This window comes from Streptomyces sp. NPDC046727 (assembly GCF_040645635.1).
GTDB lineage: Bacteria > Actinomycetota > Actinomycetes > Streptomycetales > Streptomycetaceae > Streptomyces.
Genome location: NZ_JBEYYR010000021.1, coordinates 94964 through 114691, shown reverse-complemented (window position 1 = coordinate 114691; position 19728 = coordinate 94964). Strand labels below are relative to the sequence as shown.

Annotated in this window: 21 protein-coding genes and 1 pseudogene; 8 read left to right on the top strand and 14 right to left on the bottom strand. The window is 68.7% G+C overall.

Going from position 1 to position 19728, the window contains the following annotated elements; genetic code table 11:
- Positions 1-274: 274 nt before the first annotated feature.
- The 3 genes from ABZ937_RS25045 to ABZ937_RS25035 all read right to left on the bottom strand — a co-directional run bounded on the left by ABZ937_RS25045 (position 275) and on the right by ABZ937_RS25035 (position 2537).
- Positions 275-715, bottom strand: coding sequence for a hypothetical protein (locus ABZ937_RS25045; RefSeq protein WP_361695451.1), 441 nt, complete (start codon positions 713-715; stop codon positions 275-277).
- Positions 716-1235: 520 nt separating this feature from the next.
- On the bottom strand, positions 1236-1667 hold the full coding sequence (locus ABZ937_RS25040) for a hypothetical protein (protein ID WP_361695449.1): 432 nt from the start codon (positions 1665-1667) through the stop codon (positions 1236-1238).
- Between the two features lie 621 nt (positions 1668-2288).
- Positions 2289-2537 (bottom strand): hypothetical protein, encoded by a 249-nt coding sequence (locus ABZ937_RS25035; protein WP_361695447.1) that lies wholly within the window; start codon positions 2535-2537, stop codon positions 2289-2291.
- A gap of 40 nt (positions 2538-2577) precedes the next feature.
- Here ABZ937_RS25035 and ABZ937_RS25030 point away from each other — a divergent pair, with 40 nt between their 5' ends.
- On the top strand, positions 2578-3099 hold the full coding sequence (locus ABZ937_RS25030; protein WP_361695445.1) for a restriction endonuclease: 522 nt from the start codon (positions 2578-2580) through the stop codon (positions 3097-3099).
- Here ABZ937_RS25030 and ABZ937_RS25025 read toward each other — a convergent pair.
- Genes ABZ937_RS25025 through ABZ937_RS25015 form a run of 3 tightly spaced genes read right to left on the bottom strand, consistent with a single transcriptional unit; the run spans position 3089 to position 5480 of the window.
- On the bottom strand, positions 3089-3244 hold the full coding sequence (locus tag ABZ937_RS25025) for an Rmf/CrpP fold protein (RefSeq protein WP_361695443.1): 156 nt from the start codon (positions 3242-3244) through the stop codon (positions 3089-3091). The genes ABZ937_RS25030 and ABZ937_RS25025 overlap by 11 nt on opposite strands.
- A 9-nt stretch (positions 3245-3253) precedes the next feature.
- The gene (locus tag ABZ937_RS25020; protein WP_361695441.1) at positions 3254-3622 is read right to left on the bottom strand and encodes a hypothetical protein; all 369 of its coding nucleotides are present in this window, start codon (positions 3620-3622) and stop codon (positions 3254-3256) included.
- The gene (locus ABZ937_RS25015; protein WP_361695439.1) at positions 3549-5480 is read right to left on the bottom strand and encodes a phage minor capsid protein; all 1932 of its coding nucleotides are present in this window, start codon (positions 5478-5480) and stop codon (positions 3549-3551) included. The genes ABZ937_RS25020 and ABZ937_RS25015 overlap by 74 nt, the downstream gene beginning before the upstream one ends.
- A gap of 77 nt (positions 5481-5557) precedes the next feature.
- Here ABZ937_RS25015 and ABZ937_RS25010 point away from each other — a divergent pair, with 77 nt between their 5' ends.
- Positions 5558-6367 (top strand): Shedu anti-phage system protein SduA domain-containing protein, encoded by an 810-nt coding sequence (locus ABZ937_RS25010; protein WP_361695437.1) that lies wholly within the window; start codon positions 5558-5560, stop codon positions 6365-6367.
- A gap of 5 nt (positions 6368-6372) precedes the next feature.
- On the opposite strand, the gene ABZ937_RS25005 is transcribed toward ABZ937_RS25010, so the two are convergent.
- Both ABZ937_RS25005 and ABZ937_RS25000 read right to left on the bottom strand, forming a co-directional pair.
- Complete coding sequence (locus ABZ937_RS25005; RefSeq protein WP_361695435.1) at positions 6373-6621, bottom strand: hypothetical protein; 249 nt, start codon at positions 6619-6621, stop codon at positions 6373-6375.
- A 263-nt stretch (positions 6622-6884) separates the two neighbouring features.
- Positions 6885-7256, bottom strand: coding sequence for an HNH endonuclease signature motif containing protein (locus tag ABZ937_RS25000; protein WP_361695433.1), 372 nt, complete (start codon positions 7254-7256; stop codon positions 6885-6887).
- Positions 7257-7557: 301 nt separating this feature from the next.
- Between ABZ937_RS25000 and ABZ937_RS24995 the strand changes: the two are divergent.
- Together ABZ937_RS24995 and ABZ937_RS24990 are read left to right on the top strand one after the other, a co-directional pair.
- Positions 7558-7947, top strand: a pseudogene (locus ABZ937_RS24995) (MFS transporter); the annotation flags it as partial.
- 57 nt (positions 7948-8004) lie between these two features.
- Positions 8005-8403 (top strand): hypothetical protein, encoded by a 399-nt coding sequence (locus ABZ937_RS24990; RefSeq protein WP_361695508.1) that lies wholly within the window; start codon positions 8005-8007, stop codon positions 8401-8403.
- Positions 8404-8421: 18 nt separating this feature from the next.
- On the opposite strand, the gene ABZ937_RS24985 is transcribed toward ABZ937_RS24990, so the two are convergent.
- The 3 genes from ABZ937_RS24985 to ABZ937_RS24975 form a co-directional block, all read right to left on the bottom strand.
- Complete coding sequence (locus ABZ937_RS24985) at positions 8422-9069, bottom strand: SMI1/KNR4 family protein (protein ID WP_361695431.1); 648 nt, start codon at positions 9067-9069, stop codon at positions 8422-8424.
- 144 nt (positions 9070-9213) lie between these two features.
- Complete coding sequence (locus ABZ937_RS24980; protein WP_361695429.1) at positions 9214-10419, bottom strand: prolyl oligopeptidase family serine peptidase; 1206 nt, start codon at positions 10417-10419, stop codon at positions 9214-9216.
- A complete protein-coding gene (locus ABZ937_RS24975; RefSeq protein WP_361695427.1) occupies positions 10320-11108 on the bottom strand; it encodes a hypothetical protein in 789 nt (262 codons plus the stop codon). The genes ABZ937_RS24980 and ABZ937_RS24975 overlap by 100 nt, the downstream gene beginning before the upstream one ends.
- A 325-nt stretch (positions 11109-11433) precedes the next feature.
- Here ABZ937_RS24975 and ABZ937_RS24970 point away from each other — a divergent pair, with 325 nt between their 5' ends.
- The 4 genes from ABZ937_RS24970 (at position 11434) to ABZ937_RS24955 (ending at position 15332) form a co-directional block, all read left to right on the top strand.
- A complete protein-coding gene (locus tag ABZ937_RS24970) occupies positions 11434-12351 on the top strand; it encodes an NADP-dependent oxidoreductase (protein ID WP_361695425.1) in 918 nt (305 codons plus the stop codon).
- A gap of 184 nt (positions 12352-12535) precedes the next feature.
- On the top strand, positions 12536-13651 hold the full coding sequence (locus tag ABZ937_RS24965) for a Gfo/Idh/MocA family oxidoreductase (RefSeq protein ID WP_361695423.1): 1116 nt from the start codon (positions 12536-12538) through the stop codon (positions 13649-13651).
- Entirely contained in the window at positions 13648-14577 is a 930-nt protein-coding gene (locus tag ABZ937_RS24960; RefSeq protein WP_361695421.1) for a PmoA family protein, read from the top strand. The genes ABZ937_RS24965 and ABZ937_RS24960 overlap by 4 nt, the downstream gene beginning before the upstream one ends.
- Positions 14571-15332: a cupin gene (locus ABZ937_RS24955; protein WP_361695419.1), complete on the top strand. Its 762-nt coding sequence runs from the start codon at positions 14571-14573 to the stop codon at positions 15330-15332. Before ABZ937_RS24960 ends, ABZ937_RS24955 begins: the two co-directional genes overlap by 7 nt.
- A gap of 60 nt (positions 15333-15392) precedes the next feature.
- Here ABZ937_RS24955 and ABZ937_RS24950 read toward each other — a convergent pair whose 3' ends face one another.
- From ABZ937_RS24950 to ABZ937_RS24940, 3 genes are all read right to left on the bottom strand, one after another.
- Positions 15393-17321 carry a cellulase family glycosylhydrolase gene (locus ABZ937_RS24950; protein WP_361695417.1) on the bottom strand — a complete coding sequence of 643 codons (1929 nt, stop codon included), beginning with the start codon at positions 17319-17321 and terminating at the stop codon, positions 15393-15395.
- A 120-nt stretch (positions 17322-17441) separates the two neighbouring features.
- Positions 17442-18584 (bottom strand): glycoside hydrolase family 19 protein, encoded by a 1143-nt coding sequence (locus tag ABZ937_RS24945; RefSeq protein WP_361695415.1) that lies wholly within the window; start codon positions 18582-18584, stop codon positions 17442-17444.
- A 44-nt stretch (positions 18585-18628) separates the two neighbouring features.
- Complete coding sequence (locus tag ABZ937_RS24940; protein WP_361695506.1) at positions 18629-19414, bottom strand: lectin; 786 nt, start codon at positions 19412-19414, stop codon at positions 18629-18631.
- Positions 19415-19728 lie beyond the last annotated feature (314 nt).

Here is a 19728-nt window from a genome sequence, read left to right as displayed (position 1 = left end):
GGCGGGGTGTTCGGGTCGCCGCCCTCGCCCGAGCCACCCTTGATGGGCCAGATCGGGTGGCCGTCGCGGCGGAAGCCGAGGGCGAGATCGCCCGTACGAGGGTGGGCCGGCAGGGTCTCGTCGAGGATCTGCTCGGGCATGTCGGGTTGGCCCTCCGGGGCTCGTGATGGCATGAGAAAGGGCCCGCCGAATCGGCGGGCCAGGGAGGAGAGGGGTACGACGCGGGTGGGGCAAGCTGCCGCTCGGTTGTGCCCGTAGCGAGGGGGGATCGCGGCTACGAAAATGCGAACGCGATGCCAGCGAGATTAATGAGAAGGCCGCCGAGTGCAACGTAGGAAAGGCCAAAAAATTTTCGGCTCAAATACCTCTGGGGACGTGTGAGATACATTCCCGTATCAGCCAGGACTAGGGCGAGGGTGACGCATATATAGATTACCCCGACGACCCATGAAGGCAAGCCATCCGGAAGTATGAGAACTATTCCCACGCCAGTTAGGGTGATTGCTGGGACAACCTGAACGGCATCCACCGAAAATTCGATATAGTCTTCTATCTGCTCCGGTGACAAGTAGTACGGTGGTGTGCCGACGGGGATATTCGAATGATCTTTCTCCGATGAAATCCAATTCCTTACAGAAGCCTGGGCGCGTCGAGTCAGGATTGGGCTCAATAGATACATGACGCTGGCGGCGATGAAAGGTATGGCATCCTTCATCCGACTGCTCTCTCCTCAGGGAACCGTATCGACGCGTATGAGAGCAGGGTCTTGTAGCTCACCTGGACCGATGTATCTGGCATCTTCGCAATTCCACTCGACCTGAACCATGATTTCTTCGTCTACGCGGTTCGCAGTCGCCGCTACTACCGGATGGTTCAGGCGCTTTCGACTTGATGCCTTTTTTCTTCTCCTGCCCGTCAGGCTCACTTTCTCTTCCCAGTGAGTGAGCGGATGTCCACCTCGTGTAAATCGACGTCCGTCTTGAGGGAAGCGAATGTCTTGACTCGAATCCGCGCTAACTGCAAGGATCCAAGGCAGCAAGGAATCGCTTTGTATGTAAACGACATGCTGTGTTGTGTCTGACCTTTTACTCACGGAGCAGCTTCTGCCCGTAACGTAAGTGCTAATGGTCAGAAATCCCTGCGGGATATCGTCGCGACATTTAGCCCTCTTTCCGGGGCGGAGTCTTCGGAGGCTTGGCATAGTGGCTCCCTTTCGTATGATCGAAGAGGTTTGACTATGCGACGCGGCCCGCTGTTTGCGAACTTCTCAAAATCTCCGATAGGTGCTGTCGGATTTCCTTGGTGGCTGACATTTCGAAAAGTTCTCGGATCTCTTCGAGGTCGCCACTGTCGGGGTCGGCGCTTATTAGGTGTACGTCTCCCAAATCGTGGAAGGTGAGGGTTATCTTCGACAGATCGAAACGGATGAAGTCGCAGCCATCCTCGATCTCTGATGCTTGGAAGTTTCCTAGCCAGTCCTGAGCCCTTTTTCCGCTGCCGCGAAACCTTCGGCCGTGCACGGAGATAACTGCCTCAGAGGAAGCATCGCTGAAACCCCCGTGCTTCTCGCATACGCTGATGAAGCTATTGGCGGAGAAGTCGGCGGTCCAACTGATTACAGACTCGTCACTGTAGGCGTCGATCAGAACGAAATCCTTTTCGCTCACCTCATAGTGATGCCGTGTCGCCGCTCCGGGCAGTTGCCGTGTTTGGGACCGCATGGGCACCTCCTGTCACGTCGACTCTTCGAAGGTACCTCCGTATCAGACAGTGCGCCTCTGTAGCGGGTCAACCCATGGACGGGTTACGTTTGTGTGGTTGGCCAGTAACAAAGGGCCGCTCACTGGATCAGCGGGCACTTTCGGAAAGTGGTCCAGCCCTTGGACTCGTCGCGGTCTCGCTCGCCGACGACGTAGTCGAGCACCCAAGCGGCGCCCAACAGGGCTTCGTCGGCTCGATGCGGACAGTCAGTCGGTGGCCGTCCAAACCGGCCTGCCGGGCTCACACTGGGGATTCACGGAACGCTAATAACCAACACCCTTTAGAACTTGGGGCGTTGGCCCTCGCGCGTCACGTGAGGTCTCGCCGGCGCTGCTGCGATTCCGGTTACTTGTTCAGTGAATTCGGCGAGAGTGACACGTGGCGACTCCTCGGTTGCTCGTCGGCTATCTCGGGCAGGGTGTGCTCGTCACCGGAGAGCATGCGCGCAGCCCGATCGCATCCTGCGGCGGGCGCGGCGCGGTCGAGGGCAGGTTGCCGGCGCCGAGCTGTTCGCGCTCGGCGGCGGCCTACTGGGCTCGGGTCGTGGCCTCGGCGAGCTGCTGCTCGGCGCCCGGGTCCGGGGTCGGCGGGGTGGTCGGGTCGGTGTTCGGGGAGAGGGACGGGGCGCCCGCGGGCGGGGTGCTGGGGTCGCCGGCCGGCGGGGTCGCCGCCTTCGCCCGAGCCGCCCTTGACGGGCCAGATCGGGCGTCCGTCACGGCGGAAGCCGAGGGCAGCATCCCCGTGTGGGGGTGCAGAGGCAGAGTGGAGATACTCATCTAGTCAGCTCCTGTCAGAGGGGCGAGATACGTTCGGCCCGTGCGAGACGCATTGGGGCAAGAGGCAGAGGCCAACTGGCTACGGTTCGAGAAGCGGATCGCCGAAGAAGCGCGCCGCATGTACTCGGGGGCGCAGGTACAGCACAACGTCCGTATCCCGGGACGAATCAGCGGGAAGCTGCGGCAGATAGACGTACTGGTGACGGCTCGCGTAGGGCCGCACGAGATCATGGTCGTCATCGAGTGCAAGTGGCGTCGGCGCCCGATAGATGTCGGTGTGATCGACTCGCTCGTCGGCAAGCTGGAAGACGTTGGCGCCGACCGGGGTGTGCTGTTCGCGAACCGCATACCGACAGAGGCGGCCATGAGCAGGATGCGGAACGCGGTCCAACCGCGCCTGGATGGTTACGTCCTTGAACTCGAACCGCGCCTTTCATGGGACGAGGCGCAAGAGATTGTGGAACGGCATGACTTCTACCACTTCGACGATGACCCCATCGATCCACGGGTCGAGGCCCTAGTGAAGGAAGCCATGGAGCGGCTCCGTGAACCTAGGTGGTGAGCTGGCGCGCCCTTGCGTAGCCGCGCACCCATGCCGAGCGGCGCAGGTCGCCGCGGGGGTAGGGGCACGAGCTCACGGGGGAAGCGGCGCGGCCGGCGTCGATACCGGCGCGCAGTGCGCGAACGAGGTCGCCTCGATGTCCCACAGCCACCCCCTAGAGCCGGTTGTTCTGGGTGTTGCGGGAGGCGTGGGCGGTCTCGGCGGAGGCGCTGCGCTGTCCGGCGACCATCTCCTCGTACTCCACGAACGTCATGCGCGGGTTGTCGGCCCAATACCGCTTGAGCTCCTCCGAGGCACGGGCGTAGGCGACGTGCGCGGGACCGCTGAACAACGTTCCCGGGTCAACGCCGGCGGCTCGGGCCTCGCGGGAGAGTAGATAGCCGTTGGTCGCGTCCTCGGCGTCCATGTACTGCGCCCATGTGTGTTCGCGGTACATCTCGCGGAGCTGCTCACGGGTGTACGCGGTGCGCTGCTGCATGTCGGCGTACTCGGGCTCGGCGATCCATCGCTCGGTGCCGGACATGCCGGCGTACCAGTCGACGGAAAGGGCCGTTCCACGCGTCTGGCTCGGCGGCCGGTTCGAGGACCTCGTCGACCGCGGCACGGTCGGCGAGCTGCCCCTCGACGGTGTGCGCGCCGGCCGCTTCGGGGAGCGGGGCGGGCGGGTATCGGGCGTCGAGCTCGTCGGCGATGCGCGCCGCATCATCGGGGGAGGCATAACGCACGGCCCAACCGAACACGTCGTCGCCGACGTTGGACAGGTCGCGGGCGAGGCGCCGGTCGGGGAGCACCTCGGCGAGTAGGCGGCGGCGGTGTATCTCGGCGCCGATCGCCGGCCGGTCGCCCGCAACGTGCCGGGCGCGGGCGGCGAGGTCCTGCTCGGACATGCCGACGAGGTCGCGTCGGGCCCCGGGCAGGGCGGCGTCGACGTCGCGCCGGTCGGCCTCGGCCATGACGCGCAGCATGTCGTCGTCGCCGAGGTGGGTAGAGACGCGGGCGAGCGCTTCGTCGCTGAACTCGGCGAAGTTGTCGACGAGCCGACCGTGCGGTCGGATGCGGTCGAGTAGGGCCTGCTCGTCGCGCCGGTCGCCCTCGCCGCGGATGCGGTCGAGGTCGCGCTCGTCGAGCACTCCGGGTCGGATCGCGGCGCCGAGCTGCTCGTCGGTCATCTCGGGCAGCGTGCGCTCGTCGCCCGAGCGGACGCGCGCGGACTCGAACGGGTCCGACCCCGGACCGGACGGCGAACCGATGCGCCCGGCGGTGCCGCCGGACGGGGGGAGGTTACCGGCGCCGAGCTGCTCGCGTTCGCGCCGGCGGATGAGCTCGGGGTGTTGGTGTAGGTGCTCGCGCTGCTTGGCCTGCCACTGGCGCACCTTGGCCTCGGCGGACCGATTGGCCTCGGGGGTCACGGCCGAGGCGGTGCGGTTCTTCCACTTGCGTATGCCGCGCTCGATCGCGCGTTGCTTCTGTGTGGCCTCGTATCCGTCGGGGTCCTCGGACGCCTCGACCGGTGCGCGGGTCACCCCGGGCAGGTACGCCGACAGGCTGTGTCGGCAATTGGGGTGTTGGAAACCGTGCTGCCGCGCCTCGTCGACGCTGCCGTCGATGTGCACGCGCACGGTGCGCTCGTCCTCGGTGGCGTGCTCAGTCTCGATGGTGCGCGCGCCGCCCGGGCCGTCGAGCGAGAGCACCTTGCCCTCGTACGGGGCGCAGATGGGGCACTCGTGCGGGGCGTTGCTGACGATAACGAGGTCGAGGCCGGCGGCGCGCAGCTTGTCGCCGTGCGCCTCAACCGCGGCGCGGCCGGTCGCCGTCCGCACGGCCATCTCGGCATAGCTCGTCATCTGCCACGTGCGCCCGCTCTTGTCGACGAACGTGCGCAGCCCACGGTCGGAGAACCGTTCCATGGCGCTCTGTGTAGCCTGCCTGCGGGTGGCGATGCCGAGGAGCGGCGTTGCCGACACTTCGGCGATCACCTGCCGGTACCCGTCCTCAACTCCCCGGAGAATCCCGCGGTGCGTCTCGGTGACGAGGTAGACCGATTCCTGCGCGAGCCGATCCACAGCACGCGTCGCCGGCGTCGTCTTGGCGATCCGGCGTACCTCGTCGTCGCCGAGGGCGCCGAGCTCAGCGAGGCCGGCGCGTGCACCAACGTTGTACGCCTCGGCGATCACGTCCCACACCTCAAGGTCGACCGCGGTCGCGAGCGAGTCGACGACGTGCTGCGCGGCCCGCCGTAGAGGCTGGATGTCGGCGAGCTTGGCCACCGCCCACCCTGGAGCCTCGAACCCGTCGGCGAGCTGCCGCGCCACGATCCCCAGCAGCCGCGCCTCGGCGTCCGCGTAGAGATCACGCACATCAGTGGAGAGGTCCTCGACCATCCCAGGATGGATCGGCATAACTGCCCCCCTCGCCCAAAACGGACCACTGCTCCGCAGCCGCCGCTAAGGTTGGCGAGGTGACGGATCCCCAGGTCACGCCGCGCGGCGATGACGATCTCGAAGCAGAAGTACATCGAGCCATGGAGCGCTATGGAGAGCGAGCCGGTGAGTACCTCACAAGGCAGCGCGCTGCGTCGACCTTCTCCTCGCATAGTTCCTACGGGCAGTACGTCCAGCAAGTAACTAAGGAACTACTTCGGAGCGGGCACGCAAAAACTTGCCTTCATGTTTCCAGCCCGACGCTGGCCGATATTGAGGCATACGAAGAGAAACTAAGGACTGCCACCGATGAGCGGCCCTTGCAAGAGTTTCTTCAAGAACATCCGCAAGTCCTCGCCTCGGGGTTTTCAATTCAGTGCCGGTGGATTATTCCTCAAACCAGGCTCAGTATCCATTATGTGACCGACTTTCTCACGGCACGCCTCGACAGTACTGGCCTAAAGTGGACGTTCATTGAACTCCAAAGCCCCAGAGAGGCGCTCTTTACCCAGAAGGGGCGTCCCAGCGAACATCTGGATGAAGGGATTCGACAGATACTCGACTGGCGGACATGGGTGGATGACCAGGGGCCGCATGCGCGTGACCCAAAGACAAGAGGCGGTCTGGGATTGGTAGACATTAGCTCCTATTCGCGAGGACTGATCATCATGGGGCGTCGCGAGAATGTGACAGACCTTGATCGCAAGCGCTTGAAGCTGATCATGTGGAACCATCAAATTGATGTCCGCTCCTATGATTCCATTGCTGCTGATGCCCGCGCATCTCTAGCAATTCTGAACGAGTTTCCAGAATGCGAGGACGGGTGCTCAACTGAAACAGCAGTCTGACAGAATCAAATCAAGCTACCTGCTTGCATGGGGTCGGGGACGGATTGCCCGGTCTCGACGAGGACGCGGTCGACCTCGGCCTGCACGGCGGTGTCGTCCCAATCAGGGTGCAGCGCGCGCACCTTCGTGTCGGTGCTCACGGCCTGCGCCTGCTGGAGAAGCGACAGGGTTTGCGCGACCGCTTCCGGATCCTCGCTCACGCCGTCGCCGAATGCGACGCGCGGCCGGTCGACGACAAGGCCCGGGGTGAACATCGCCCGGTCGAATTGCAGAGAACAGGAGATCGGCGCTCGTGGTGGCGATGTCGCCGGCGAGGGGGATGTGTAGGCGGGTGTCGCGCTTGCCGGGCTGAGGGTGGCGGTGACGGGACCACAGCCGGCGCCGGCCGTCCTCGCGTCGCTGCTGGTGCTGGTAGACCTCGGCGAGCTTCTTTCGGTCGCCGGAGTACCAAGCGTCGTCGACGTGCAGCTCGCGGTACAGCGGGGCGAGCTGGGGCGGCGGCCACGGGGCGTTGTTGTCAGGCAGCGGCACCGGTCACCCCCTGTCGGCTGCGGGCGCGGCTGCGCGCGTTTGCTCGGCACCTTCGGATGCACGCGACCTGTCGAGCGCGAGCGGCGGCGTGCGATTCACCGCGCAGGACGTTGACGCGCTGCGTCACGGCGTCGAGGTGGGCGGGGTTCACGCATCCGTGGTTGCGGCACAGATGGTCGATGACGAGGCCGGCGGGGATGGGGGCGACGAACGCCTCGTACGCGACGCGGTGTGCGTACTGCCGCTCGCCGTCAACGCTGATGCGGGCGTATCCGTTCGGCATGAGATAGCCGGTCCATTGCCAGCAACCGCCCGGGCCGGCCTCGGTGCTCGCGAGGAATCTGTCGGACCAGTGCACGGGCGCCCCCTCACATGGCAAGGCCCCGTCGCCAACAGGCGCACAGGGCGGGAGTTCGCTGCTCGCGCACCGAGAAGCCTCGGCGCGCGCTCTTGCCGCGGTACGCGCTCTTACGCGCGTACCTGCCGCCGCGCAAACCGGTGAGCGGGCGAGGACCCTCGCCCGGTCACCAGTAAGGACAAGAGAGCGAGGAACCTCGCTCTGAGCTGCGACAACGGTAGTCGTCATGTAGCCCCCTCGTGATCAAGACTATGTCTCGCGAGGGGCCTCGGCCATCGATTACCGGTACGTACTCGGCACTACGCTGCAGGTTCCGGTCGCCGTCCTGATGTCCCGCTACTCCCGGCGGACCGTGCTGGCTCTCGCCGGCGTGGTACTCAGCGCGTCCTACCTCGGCTTCCTCGCGGCCACCTCACTGGGGCACGGCTGGGGCGCCCCGGTCGTCGCCGCGGTGTCCGTGGTCTGCACCATCGGCGAGATCATCTACGCCGGCAGTGCCACCGCACTCGTCACCGTCCTCGCCCCGGCTCATGCCCTGGGGCGCACCCTCGCCCGCTTCGAGCTGTCCACCGGCTTCGGCCTCGCCGTCTCCCCGGCGGTCATCACCGCTCTCGCCCCCCACGGCCCGGCCGCCCTCTGGGGCAGCCTCGCCGCTGCGACCCTCCTGTCCGCCTCCGCCGTCACCCACTGACCGGGAAGCTGTTCGTCTGCCGATGAACCCTGTCTGCGCCGGTGGAAGTGCGGCATGATGATCGGGGTGAGCACCGAGACACTGGTCGACGTCTGGCAACGGCTTCTTGCCGACCCCCGCAAGTCGTGGGTGTTGTTCGAGCACGGCACCTGTGTCGTGCTGACCGCCCCCGAGGGAGACCTCGCGGAGCAGGCCACCGAGATCCTCAGGAAGTTCGGTCCTGCGCATGCGGGGTCATCAGCGGGAGACTTCGGAGTGATCGACGTCGACGCGGCCGACGGCTGGGTGGTCACCGGACACCACCAGGACGTCCTTACGTACGTCGCACCCGATGAGCCCCGTGATCACTCGGATCTCATGGTAGGGCTGTACGGACGCTCCAAGCGCCACCGGGACGGCAGCGAACTGCGCGTCGTCCACATCGAGGACAGGCGCGGTTCGGCAGATCCTGCCTGATTGACCGTCTCAGAGCGGTCACAGGACTTCATCCCAGACGTCGCCGCCGTCAGCCCAGGTCGCCAGCCACTTTCGTAGGGAGGCCGTCGCATGGCACAGGCCGTCGTGAGGACCTTCACCAAAGGTGCAGCCGTCGGCGTCGTAGAGAAGCACCGGGTTGTCGACCGCGGTCAATGAGACATGCCACTGCATCGTGCAGCCGCCGTAGGTGAGGAAGAGCCATGACGGCGGCATGCCTTCCGACAGGTTGCGTTCGTGGACGCTGACCGCGCACGGCCAGTCGCGCACATGTCTCGGCGCCCGGTTGCCGTCGGTCAGGGAGGCCAGCCCGCTATCGGGTCCGAATCCTCCGTCGGCGACCTCGGTGTAGACACGCCGGAGCAGTCCGGGAAGACGGCGCCCGATTCTGCGCTCTGCCGTCTCGACCTCAGACAGGGAGACCGGGGGAAACATCGGCCCGCGAGGAGCGTCGGCGTAGTAGGCAGTGACTTCCTCGGCCCCGGCCTTGAGCTCGACCGTCCCGTCACTGCCGTACGACACTATGTCGTCTCGAATCTGCTCCAACCGGGGCTTGCCATAACGCTCGACGATCCAGGCAACAGGGACGTCCGCGCGGTCGAATCGCAGGCCCGGATCCCATGCCCGAGCCTGCAGCGCTTCGATCAACGCGTCGTCGTCCGCCTCCTGCCCGGCCTCCGGGCTGGGCTCATGGTGGAGTGGCGCAGGTATGCCGTGAGGGGAAGAGATCACACGCCAGGAGCCTACAGCTGCCCTTCGGCTGCTCTCCGAAGCTGTTTCGAGAGGGATCAGTCAAAGCATCGCGAGCCGCCGCCACTCCTGCCCGAGAAGATGGTGGTCGAGGAAGTCCAGCACCGTCTCGTACATGATCCGGATATGGTTCGGCGCTCCGATGGTGTGACCCTCTGTCGGGAAGTGCAGGAACTTGACCGGCACGCCGAGCCGCCGCAGATCGCTGTGCAGACTCAGTGCCTGGCCCATCGGCACGCGGTAGTCCCTCCCGCCATGCACGATCAGCATCGGCGTCTTCATCCTCACCCAGTCGAAGTGCTGTGAGCCGGCCTCGTACCGCTCGCGCTGTGTCCGCGGGTCACCGAAGATCTTGCGGAAGTAGGCATGCATGTCCGTGTCGGTCTGCAACGCCTCCAGGTTCCACATTCCGGCGGCCGAGACGATCGCCTTGAAGCGATCGGTGAGGGTGGCGGCCCGGTTGGCCAGGTAGCCGCCGTAGGGCCAGCCGGCGAACGCCGTCCGGGTGGCGTCGAGGTCGGCGCGGGCCAGTGCCGCATCGGTCAGCGCGATGACGTCCCGGTAGGGCTGACCGCCGTACTGGCCGCGGCCGCGTTCCTGCATCCGCCGCCCGTAGCCGGTGGACAGGGCCGGGTCCGGCAGGAGCACCGCATAGCCGCGTGCCGCGAACGGCCAGGGGTTCCACGACCACGTCCAGGCGCTCCAGGATGCCTGCGGTCCACCGTGCGGGACGACGAGCAGGGGTGCTGGACGCTCGGGCGAGACCCCTTCGGGCAGGACGAGCCAGCCGCGGAGCGGGAAGCCGTCGTCGGCTCGGGCGTGCACCTCGGTCAGGGTGCCGGGAAGCGAGCGGAGGTCGCCGGGGGCGTTGAGGAAGACAGGGTCCTGATCGGGCCTGACGGCATCGAGGCGGACCACGCGGGGTGGGCTGTCGATCGCGCTGCGCAGCGCGTACGGGGTGGTCCCGTCGGGTGTCACGCAGAGCGAGGTGTAGGCGCCGGAGGCGGTCAGGCGTGTGACCGTGCCGTCGGCGTCGCGGCGGAAGACCGGGCAGTGCCCCCGCTCGTCCCCTGTGAACCACAACGTCGGATCCCCGGGGATCGGCGACAGGACCGCCCGTCCCGGCCACGGCCAGTTGTCGAACTCCGCTAGAAGGTCGGTCTCTTCGCCGGAGTCCAGGTCGAACGCGACGAGCGTGACGTGCCATTCGCTGTCGTATGTCTCCTCGCGCTGGCGCTGGCAGACCAAGGTCGAGCCGTCGGCCGTGAACGCCAGGCGTAGTACTGATGGCCGGGGCGGGAGAAGGTGCGACGGTGCATGCCGGTTGCCGCGTCGGCGACGACCACGGTGTTCGTGTCCGGGGCACGGCCGGTCGCGGCCCGCGTGCAGGCCACCAGCGACCCGTCCGGAGAAAGTGCGACGTCGGCGGTGCCTGCCGGGCCCTGGCTCCCGGCAATCACTGCGGGCCGGTCGGAACGCAGGACGAACGTGTGCGGTTCGTCGGGTCCAAGAGCCGCACTCCAGGCAGACGTCGCAGTTTCCTCGTACAACGCCGCGGTCACCATGGCATCCTCGCGCTCACGGCGAGCTGCGGCGTACGTCTCGGTGTCCGCCGCGCCAGGGAGCAGATCAGCGGTGTAGGCGACCGCGTCGGCATGCGCCGCGGAGGTGAAGGCGAATACTCCCCCCGGGTGATGGGCAATCCGCCTGGCCGCACCACGCTCGGACAATGCCCACAGCGACACACCCTTACCGTCAGCGTTCTCGCGGGCGGAGAGGAACAACAGCGTCCCATCGGCGGCGAACGCGGGATCGGAGTCACCCTCCACGGAGCCGGCCACGAGACGGCTGTCACCCTTGCCGGAGGGATCGACCTCCCACAACCTCGCAACGTGCTCGGTTCCCTCTTCTTTGATCGACTGCGCCGACGCGATCAAGCGGCTCCTGTCGGGGGCCAGAACCAGGGAAGTCAGGCGAGTGCGCCGCCAACAGGTCATGGAACGCGGCGGCGTCATGCGGGTTGCGGGTCATGGTGATCATCCTGCCCGGCGTGGCCGGTCTGCGGCAGGGGCTGACGAGCCGAAAGATCGCGCACCGCCCGGGCACCGTCGCCCGAGACCGGTCGGCCAGGCAGCACGGATCTCATTCCGGGAAGACCGCGCCACTGCTGGACCGTTGAACGCGACGGCACGGTCAACGCGTGGCAGGTCCGCGCGGGGTCGTCCAAGACATGTCCGAACGAGGAAGTGTGGTGATCACGCGATGAAGGCGGTGCGGTTCCACGAGTACGGCGGGATCGACGTGCTGCGGGTGGAGGAGGTGGGGCGGCCGTCGCCCGGCCCCGGGCAGGTGCTGGTCGAGGTCCGCGCGGCGGGGATCCAGCCCGGCGAGGTGATGATCCGCATGGGCGCGCGGCACGATCGCTGGCCGGCGACGTTTCCCTCCGGGCAGGGCAGCGATCTGGCCGGCGTCGTGGTGGAGGCGGGCCCGCAGGTGCGCGGCTTCGCGGTGGGCGACGAGGTCCTGGGCTTCACCCACAACCGGGCGAGCCACGCGGAGTTCGTCGTGGTCGACGACGTGAATCTGGTCTCCCGCCCGGAGGGGCTGCCCTGGGACGTGGCCGGGTCGCTGTACGTCGCCGGTACGACCGCGTACGCCACGGTCTTCGCGGTGGACCCCGGACCGGGCGACACGGTCGTGGTGTCCGGCGCGGCGGGCGGCGTCGGCTCCCTCGCGGTGCAGCTGGCGCGGCGGCGCGGTGCCACGGTGATCGGGCTGGCGAGCGAGCGGAACCATGCCTGGTTGAAGGATCGCGGTGTCGTCCCGATCGCGTACGGGGACGGCGTGGCCGAGCGGATCCGGCAGGCTTCCCACGGGAACGTCGACGCGTTCATCGACACGTTCGGTGACGGCTACGTGGAGCTGGCGGTGGAGCTGGGCGTCCGACCCGAGCGGATCAACACGATCCGCGACTGGCAGGCCGCGGCCAAGGTCGGTGCGCGAACCCACGGAGAAGGCTCGGCGGCGTGCGCGGTCGTCGTCGGCGAGCTGGCCCGGCTTGCCGCGCGTGGGGAGCTGGAGGTCCCGATCGCCGGCACCTACCCGCTGGAGCGGGTGCAAGACGCGTTCCGCGAGCTGGAGCGACGGCACACCCACGGCAAGATCGTGCTCCGGCCGTAGCAACCGTCGCACCAGCCGACTTCCGCGCACAGGGGTTGTCCTGACAATCCCTCGCCCCTAGGGTCGTCCGCGTACGGAGCAAGCGCTTTCCATAGCCATAGCCATAGCCATAGCCATAGCCATCGCCATAGCCATCGTCTTCGCCTTCGCCGTCTCCGCCCCGTCGATCTCCGAGGAGCGTTGCATGACCCCGCCCGCACCCCGCCGCCGCGTCGCCGTGATCGGCACCGGTGCCATCGTCACCGGCAGTCATCTGCCCGCGCTCGGAGCCCATGCCGAGCGGGCCGAACTGGTCGCCGCCGTCGACGTGGACGAGGGGAGGCTGGACGGTTTCCGGCAGCTCACGGGCGCGCAGGTCGCCGGGTTCACCTCGACGGACGCCATGCTGGACGCCGTACGACCGGACCTGGTGCTGATCGGCACCCCGCCGGCGCTGCACCGGGAGCAGACCGTGGCCGCGCTCAAGGCGGGCGCCTGGGTGCTCTGCGAGAAGCCGCTGTGCCTGTCGCCGGCCGAACTGGACGACATCACCGCCGCCGAGGAGGCGACCGGCGCCTACGCCTCGGTCGTCTTCCAGCACCGCTACGGCTCGGGTGCCGTACACGCCCGCGAACTGATCACGCGCGGCGAGCTGGGCGCCCCCTTGGTGGCGCACTGTCAGACGACCTGGCACCGGGACGCCGCGTACTACTCCCTGCCCTGGCGCGGCCGGTGGGCCACAGAGGGCGGCGGGCCCACCATGGGGCACGGCATCCACCAGTACGACCTGCTGCTGCACCTGCTCGGCGACTGGGAGGAGATACGGGCCATGGCGGCCCGGCTGGTCCACGACATCGAGAGCGAGGACGTCTCCACCGCCCTGGTCCGCTTCCGCAGCGGCGCGCTCGCCACCGTCGTCAACAGCGTGCTCTCCCCGGACGAGGTGAGCCGCATCCGCATCGACTGCGCGGATGCCACGGTGGAGCTGACCCATCTGTACGGACACGGCAACGACGACTGGGTCTACACCCCGGCCCCGCACGTCGCCCCCGAGCGGGCCGCCGCCTGGCGCACCCCCGCGCAGGACGTGCCCAGCTCGCACGTCGCGCAGCTCGGCGCCCTCCTCGACGCCTACGACCGTGGCGTACGGCCTCCCGGCAGCGGCCACGACGCCCGCGTCGCCCTGGAGTTCGCCGCCGCCCTGTACAAGGCGGCGTTCACCGGGCAGCCGGTGCGGGCGGGCGAGATCGGTCCCGGCGACCCCTACTACTCGGCCATGCACGGCGGCCACCCCGAATGGGCCCCGAAGGAGCGCGCATGAGCATCCGCGTCAGCCACGTCCACGGCGAGCACCTCGCGGTGGAGGCGCCGAACGGCACCGAGATCCTCCGCTACGTCTACCGCCCCGACCCGGACGCCTTCGAGTCCCGCAAGCCCTATGCCCACCCCGTCCGCACGCTTGCCGGCCGCACGGTCACCGGATACCGGCCGAACGACCACCGCTGGCACAAGGGCCTGCAGATGACGGCCAGCCACCTGTCCGGGCAGAACTTCTGGGGCGGCAACTGCTATGTCCACGGCCAGGGCTACCTGGCGCTGCCGGACCGTGTCGGCTCGATGCGCCACGACGGCTTCACCGCGCTCACGGCCGAGGACGACCGGCTCGCGTTCACCGAGGAGCTGACCTGGGTCGAGAACGGCGGGCAGGAGTGGGCCCGGGAGGTGCGCGGGATCCAGGTGCACTCGGTCGACGCCGAGGCCGGCGCCTGGGCGCTGGACTGGTCGATCCGGCTCACCAACGTCCGCGCCGAGCCACTGGTGTTCGGATCCCCGACCACCGCGGGACGCGAGATGGCCGGGTACACCGGCCTGCAGTGGCGCGGTGCGCGTGACTTCACCGGCGGCCGTGTCCTCGCCCCGGACGCCGAGGAGGCCGACGCCGCGAAGCTGATGGGCAGCCAGGGGCCGTGGCTGGCCTTCACCACCGAGCACGACGAGGTCGACGCGCACTCCACGCTGGTCTTCGCGCACGCGCCGGAGAACCTGGACGAGGCGTCCACGATCCACGAGTCCCACTGGTTCGTGCGCGCCGAGCCCATCCCGACGGTCGCCGTCTCCTGGGCGTTCTTCGAGGAGTTCACCCTGGAGCCGGGGGAGTCCTTCGGCTACCGCTACCGGGTGGTGATCGCCGACGGGGCCTGGGACCGCGAGCGGGTCGCCGCCCACCTGGCGGGCCTGCCGTGGTGACGGAACCGAAGGACACGCTGCCCCGCCCGCTGCCCGGGGCCGTCGGCCTCTCCCACCTCAGTGCCTACGACTGGGAGGCCGCCGACGGAGTGTGCGGCGGCAGCCCGCATCTGCACCTGGTGTGCACCGAGGCGTATGTCGTCACCGGCGGCCGGGGCGCGGTGCAGACCCTCAGCCCCGGCGGCTACCGGGACGTCCCGCTCCGGCCCGGCACGGTCGCCTGGTTCACCCCGGGCACCGTGCACCGCATGGTGCAGGGCGGCGACCTGCGCATCACCGTGCTGATGCAGAACAGCGGCCTGCCCGAGGCCGGGGACGCCGTGTTCACCTTCCCGCCGGAGGTGCTCGCCGATCCGGAGCGGTACGCGGCGGCGGCCACGCTTCTGCCGGGCACCGGCCCGGAGACGGAAGCGGCGGCCCGACGCCGCAGGGACCTCGCCGTCGAGGGCTACCTCGTGCTGCGCGAGGCCCTCGCCGCCGGGGACGACGGCCCGTACCGGGACTTCCAGCGCGCCGCCGCCCGCCTGGTCCGCGCCAAGGTGCCCGGCTGGCGCGAGCTGTGGCGGGCGGGCGCCCTCGCCACCGCCGAGCGCACCGGCGCCCAGCTCGACGCGCTGGAGACCGGGCAGCCCGACTACCTCGCGGACGCGACCGCGTACGAGACCGGGCCGACCCGGCTCGGCGGCTTCGGGATGTGCGGGCGCCGGGACGAGTACGCGCTGCCGGGCACGACCCTGCCGTACCACGGCGAGTGACCGGCCGGTACGACGTGGCCGCGGGCTGAGCGGTGAGCGGTCTGTCCGGCCGCTCCCTCGTCAGGGCAGGGTGCGGCACAGCAGGGCCGCGGGGCCGGGGCGGCTGCCCACCCGGGTGGTGAAGGCGATCCCGGTGGCGTACTCGCTCGCCGCGCACTGCCCCTTGTAGTCGCCGTAGGCGAAGTCTCCGCCGGCCGCGTCGGCGGGACGGTTGTCGGAGCGGTCGAACCACACCGTCCGACCGGCCCCCGACAGCGCTGCCCGTGCCGGGACGCACAACGCCGCCGACACGCGTGCGCCGCGCAGGCTGTAGCCGATGAGGAACTCCCCTGCGGGGCACTGGTACTTGGTGTAGCCCGACGCCCAGTCGCCGCCGGCCGGGACATGGCGCTCGTCGGTGACGACCGTCTGGCGGGTGCCGGCGGCACGCAGATCTCCCGTGCCGGTGTCGGTGCACAGGCCATGCCCGCCGGTGTGGCTGAGCCCGAGCAGTCTCGAACCGTCGGGGCAGACCGCCTTGTACGCTCCGGGATCCCAGTCTCCCGTGGTCCGCACCCGCAGCGACTCCACCGCGTCACCGTGATCGGTGCTGAGCATGCGCCACACGGGAACGGAGGCCACGGGTCCGGACTTGCCCGGCGCGGTGACCAGGTGCTGCCATGCGGCGGCACGCCAGTCGCCGGGGTCGAGGATGCCGGAGCGGTGCCCCGCGCCGTCGTAGCGCAGCAGCGCCCAGTCGTCGTGGCCCTCGAAGCCGACCAGCGGCCAGAACGCGAAGTCCGCGTCGTGGTCCGCGAAGTAGTCGGTGACATTGCCGAACCAGGTACGGGCCGCCGCGTTCGTCTCGCTCGAACCGATGCCGAACTCACTCACCCAGACGGGCGCGGTGTAGTGCCGGCCTGTCTCCTCCACGAAGAACGCCTCGTCGTCGAGGGCCGCGGCCAGCTCCGTGCGGGACAGGTCCTGGTAGCGGGCGTCATGGGTCTCGCCGATGCCGGTGGCGCCGCTGTGGTGCGGGCCGGTGTAGCCGTAGAAGTGGGCGGAGTAGACCAGCTTGTGGGAGTCCACGAGGGTGTGCGAGAGGGTACGGGCCGGGGTGAGCACGGGCCGGCCGTGCGGGAGTCCGTCCACGGGTACGCCGGTCCAGTTGATCCCCTCGATCACGATGAGGAGGCGCGGATCGGCCTCGGTGAGGATGCGGTCGGCGGCCAGCTGGGCCGCGCCGTACCAGTCGTGGCTGTCTCCCAGGCCCCAGTTGGGGTCGTCCAGCACGTCCCGCCGGACCTCGTTGTACAGGTCGGCGCCGACCACGCGCGGGACGGAGGCGTAGCGGCGGGCCATGAACACCCAGTCGTCCGCCCACTGGGTGGTGGACTGGCCGCTGTTCCAGCGTTCGTTGCCGTCGACGCCGCAGCACCATCGGGACGTATTGGTGTGGTTGTTGAGGATGACGGCGAAGCCGCTCCGGCTGAGCGCGTCGACCACGGCGTCGTAGATCTCCAGCGGTGTTCTGCCGCGGAGTTGGGGGTTGGCCGTCACGGCGCTGTCGGGCACGGGCGTCGTGCTGTGGATCATTTCGTTGGAGAAGGGGAGGCGGATGGTGTTGATGCCCAACTGGTGGTAGTCCGCGAGTAGTTGGGGCAGCGGCGCGCGGTCCAGGCCGAGGGGTATGCCGTGGGAGTCCTGCCCGGCGTGGTGGTTGGCGGGGTCGGCGGCGCTGCCGCCGCCGGTCCACGAGCCCTGCGCGCCGTCCCAGTTGGCGGCCTTCAGCCGGAAGCGATGGCCGTGGGCGTCGACGACGTAGCGGCCCTGGGTTGACAGGGGCGCGTCCCAGGTCGCCTGGTCCGTCGCGTCGGCGGCGATCCGGGCCGGGGCGGAGCGCGGCGGCACGGCGGCGAAGGCCGTGCCGGCCGTGGTGGCCGCGGCGGTCGTGAGCAGGAATCCCGCGGCGGTGGCGGCGAGCCGTAGCACGGCTGGTGACATCGGCATGAGGGCAGCCTTGAGGTCGGAGGCGGGGGATCCGGGCGGGCCGGTCGACGGCACCGCCCGGCAGGGCGGAGTGTCCACCACCGTGCGCCGTGCGGGGAAGGGGCGCGCTGGGAGAGGAGGTCAGCAGTACAGGTTGCTGCCGGGGCTGACCCCGAGGATCTGGGTGAAGCGCTGGTAGGCGTCGACGCGGCTCTGGACCTGCGCGGGGTTCTTGCCGTCGCACTCCAGGGAGCCGTTGATGGAGCGGATGGTCTGGCCGAAGCCGGCGCCGTTGACCATGGCGTTGTGCGGGGTCATGGTGCCGGGCCCGGACTGAGTGTTCCAGTACCACAGGCCGGTCTTCCAGGCGACGGACGCGTTGTTCTGCACCAGGTCGGGGTTGTGGAGCAGGTCGATGCCGAGCGCGTCGCCGGCGGCCTTGTAGTTGAAGTTCCAGGAGAGCTGGATGGGTCCGCGCCCGTAGTAGGCGGCCTGGCCCGCCGGGCAGCCGTACGACTGGCTCCAGTCGCAGTAGTGCGGGTAGTTGGCGGTGTTCTGCTCGACCACGTGGACGAGCCCGCCGGTCTCGTGGCTGACGTTGGCGAGGAAGGCGGCGGCCTCCTGCTTCTTCACGGTGTCGCTGCCGGAGTTCGCGAAGGCGGGGTAGGCGCCGAGGGCGGCGGTCAGGCCGCTGTAGGTGTAGAAGGAGTTCCGGTTCGGGAACATCTGGTTGAACTGGGCCTCCGAGACGACGAACCCGGACGGTGTGCTGCCGCCGCCGCTCGCCGGCGCGTTCCACTTCTGGTTCGCTCCGCCGGAGCAGCTCCAGATCTGCAGCCGCGTGCCGTTGGCGGAGTTGTTGTCGCGCACGTCCAGGCACTTGTTCGCGGCCGGGTTGACGATGTCGTGAGCGGCGGTGACCACCCACTGCTGGTTCGCCCCGCCGGAGCAGTCCCACAGCTGCACGGCGGCACCGTCGGCCGTGCCCGCGTCGACGACGTCCAGGCACTTGCCGAGCGCCCGCAGGGTGCCGTCGCCCGGGTTGGACCACTGCTGGGCACCGGTGCCGTTGCAGTCGTAGAGCTGTACGGCGGTGCCGTTGGCGCTGTTGGCGCCTGCCACGTCGGCACACTTGCCGGCGAGGCCGGTGATCTGTCCGGTGGCTGCCTGCGCCGGTGTGACGATGCACAGCACGGCGAAGGACGCGGCGATGACGGCGGCGAGGATCCGGCCGAGGTGCGGGCGGCGTCGGAGTGCGATCCGTCTGAAGTACGGGTTGGCCATGAAGAACCGGCTCCAATTCACGGGGCGGATCGGTGTGGAAGGCGTCAGTTGAGGACGGTCTGCGTGACGACGATGTGTCCGTCGTCGGGGTTCAGGCTGCCGCCGAGCCGGCCGAAAGCGCCGTCGGTCAGATCGAGGCACTTGGGCTCCTGCGGAGTCTGCGCGAACGTGCCCCGGTCGTTGACGCGGACCACCAGCGACCGGCCGTTGACAACGTTGGTCACCTGTACCCGGGTCCCGAAGGGCAGTTGCGGCTGCCGGGTGAGCGAGGTCGCCGCAGTGTCGGCGTTGTTGTCGAAGACCTCACCGCTGGCCGTCAGGGCACCGGGCGGCTGGGGTCCGTAGTGCGTGGCCCAGCACTGCTCGCCGGCCTGCGTGGCGGGGGCGTTCCACTTCTGGTTGGCGGCCCCGGTGCAGCTCCAGATCTGGGCGCGGGTGCCGTTGGCGGGGGAGTTCCCGGTGACGTCCAGGCACTTGTCGGCCTGCGGGTTGACGATGTCGTGGGCGGCGGTGACGGTCCACTTCTGGTTGGCGCCGCCGGTGCAGGTCCACAGCTGTACCTTCGCGCCGTCGGCGGTCGAATTTCCGGTGGCGTCCAGGCACTTGCCGAGGGCGCGGACGGTGCCGTCGCCGCCGACCGTCCACTGCTGGGCGGACGTGCCGTTGCAGTCGTAGAGCTGGACGGCCGTGCCGTCGGCGGAGGCGGCCCCGGCGACGTCGAGGCACTTGCCGGCGAGACCGGTGATGGTGCCGGTCGCCGCCTGAGCGGGCGCCGCTGCCAGCAGACCGGCCGAAACGGCGACGGCGGCGCCGAGTGCGGTACGGAGCAGAGCTGAGGGAGTGGGGGGTCGTGCGGCCACGGGAGGAGATCACAGCCTTTCGCGGTCGATGAAGGACGGGGAAGGCCTCACCGAGCCGAGCGCTGCGTGTGGAGGCCTCACCCGGCACCGGGAAAGTAAGTGGTCTGAACCAGTACCGTCAAGACCCGAACGAGGCGCCCTGTCAGGGGAGTTGGCCGACACGCGACCTTGAATTCAGGTCAGCGTGCCGGTGCAGATGCATGGCGCACTGCGTTCGACTGTTGATGTCGGTGATGGGGGAGTGCCGCACCGGAACTCGGCCCGCCGTCCCGCGAACGCGCCTT

Excerpts from the sequence above, each read along its gene's own strand:
- ABZ937_RS25035 (WP_361695447.1), bottom strand. The coding sequence starts at position 2,537 with ATGAGTATCTCCACTCTGCCTCTGCACCCCCACACGGGGATGCTGCCC.
- ABZ937_RS24945 (WP_361695415.1), bottom strand. The coding sequence starts at position 18,584 with ATGGCCAACCCGTACTTCAGACGGATCGCACTCCGACGCCGCCCGCAC.
- ABZ937_RS25020 (WP_361695441.1), bottom strand. The coding sequence starts at position 3,622 with ATGTCCGGCACCGAGCGATGGATCGCCGAGCCCGAGTACGCCGACATG.
- ABZ937_RS25015 (WP_361695439.1), bottom strand. The coding sequence starts at position 5,480 with ATGGTCGAGGACCTCTCCACTGATGTGCGTGATCTCTACGCGGACGCC.
- ABZ937_RS24970 (WP_361695425.1), top strand. The coding sequence starts at position 11,434 with ATGAAGGCGGTGCGGTTCCACGAGTACGGCGGGATCGACGTGCTGCGG.
- ABZ937_RS25045 (WP_361695451.1), bottom strand. The coding sequence starts at position 715 with ATGAAGGATGCCATACCTTTCATCGCCGCCAGCGTCATGTATCTATTG.
- ABZ937_RS24965 (WP_361695423.1), top strand. The coding sequence starts at position 12,536 with ATGACCCCGCCCGCACCCCGCCGCCGCGTCGCCGTGATCGGCACCGGT.
- ABZ937_RS24950 (WP_361695417.1), bottom strand. The coding sequence starts at position 17,321 with ATGCCGATGTCACCAGCCGTGCTACGGCTCGCCGCCACCGCCGCGGGA.
- ABZ937_RS25005 (WP_361695435.1), bottom strand. The coding sequence starts at position 6,621 with ATGTTCACCCCGGGCCTTGTCGTCGACCGGCCGCGCGTCGCATTCGGC.
- ABZ937_RS24960 (WP_361695421.1), top strand. The coding sequence starts at position 13,648 with ATGAGCATCCGCGTCAGCCACGTCCACGGCGAGCACCTCGCGGTGGAG.
- ABZ937_RS24990 (WP_361695508.1), top strand. The coding sequence starts at position 8,005 with ATGATCGGGGTGAGCACCGAGACACTGGTCGACGTCTGGCAACGGCTT.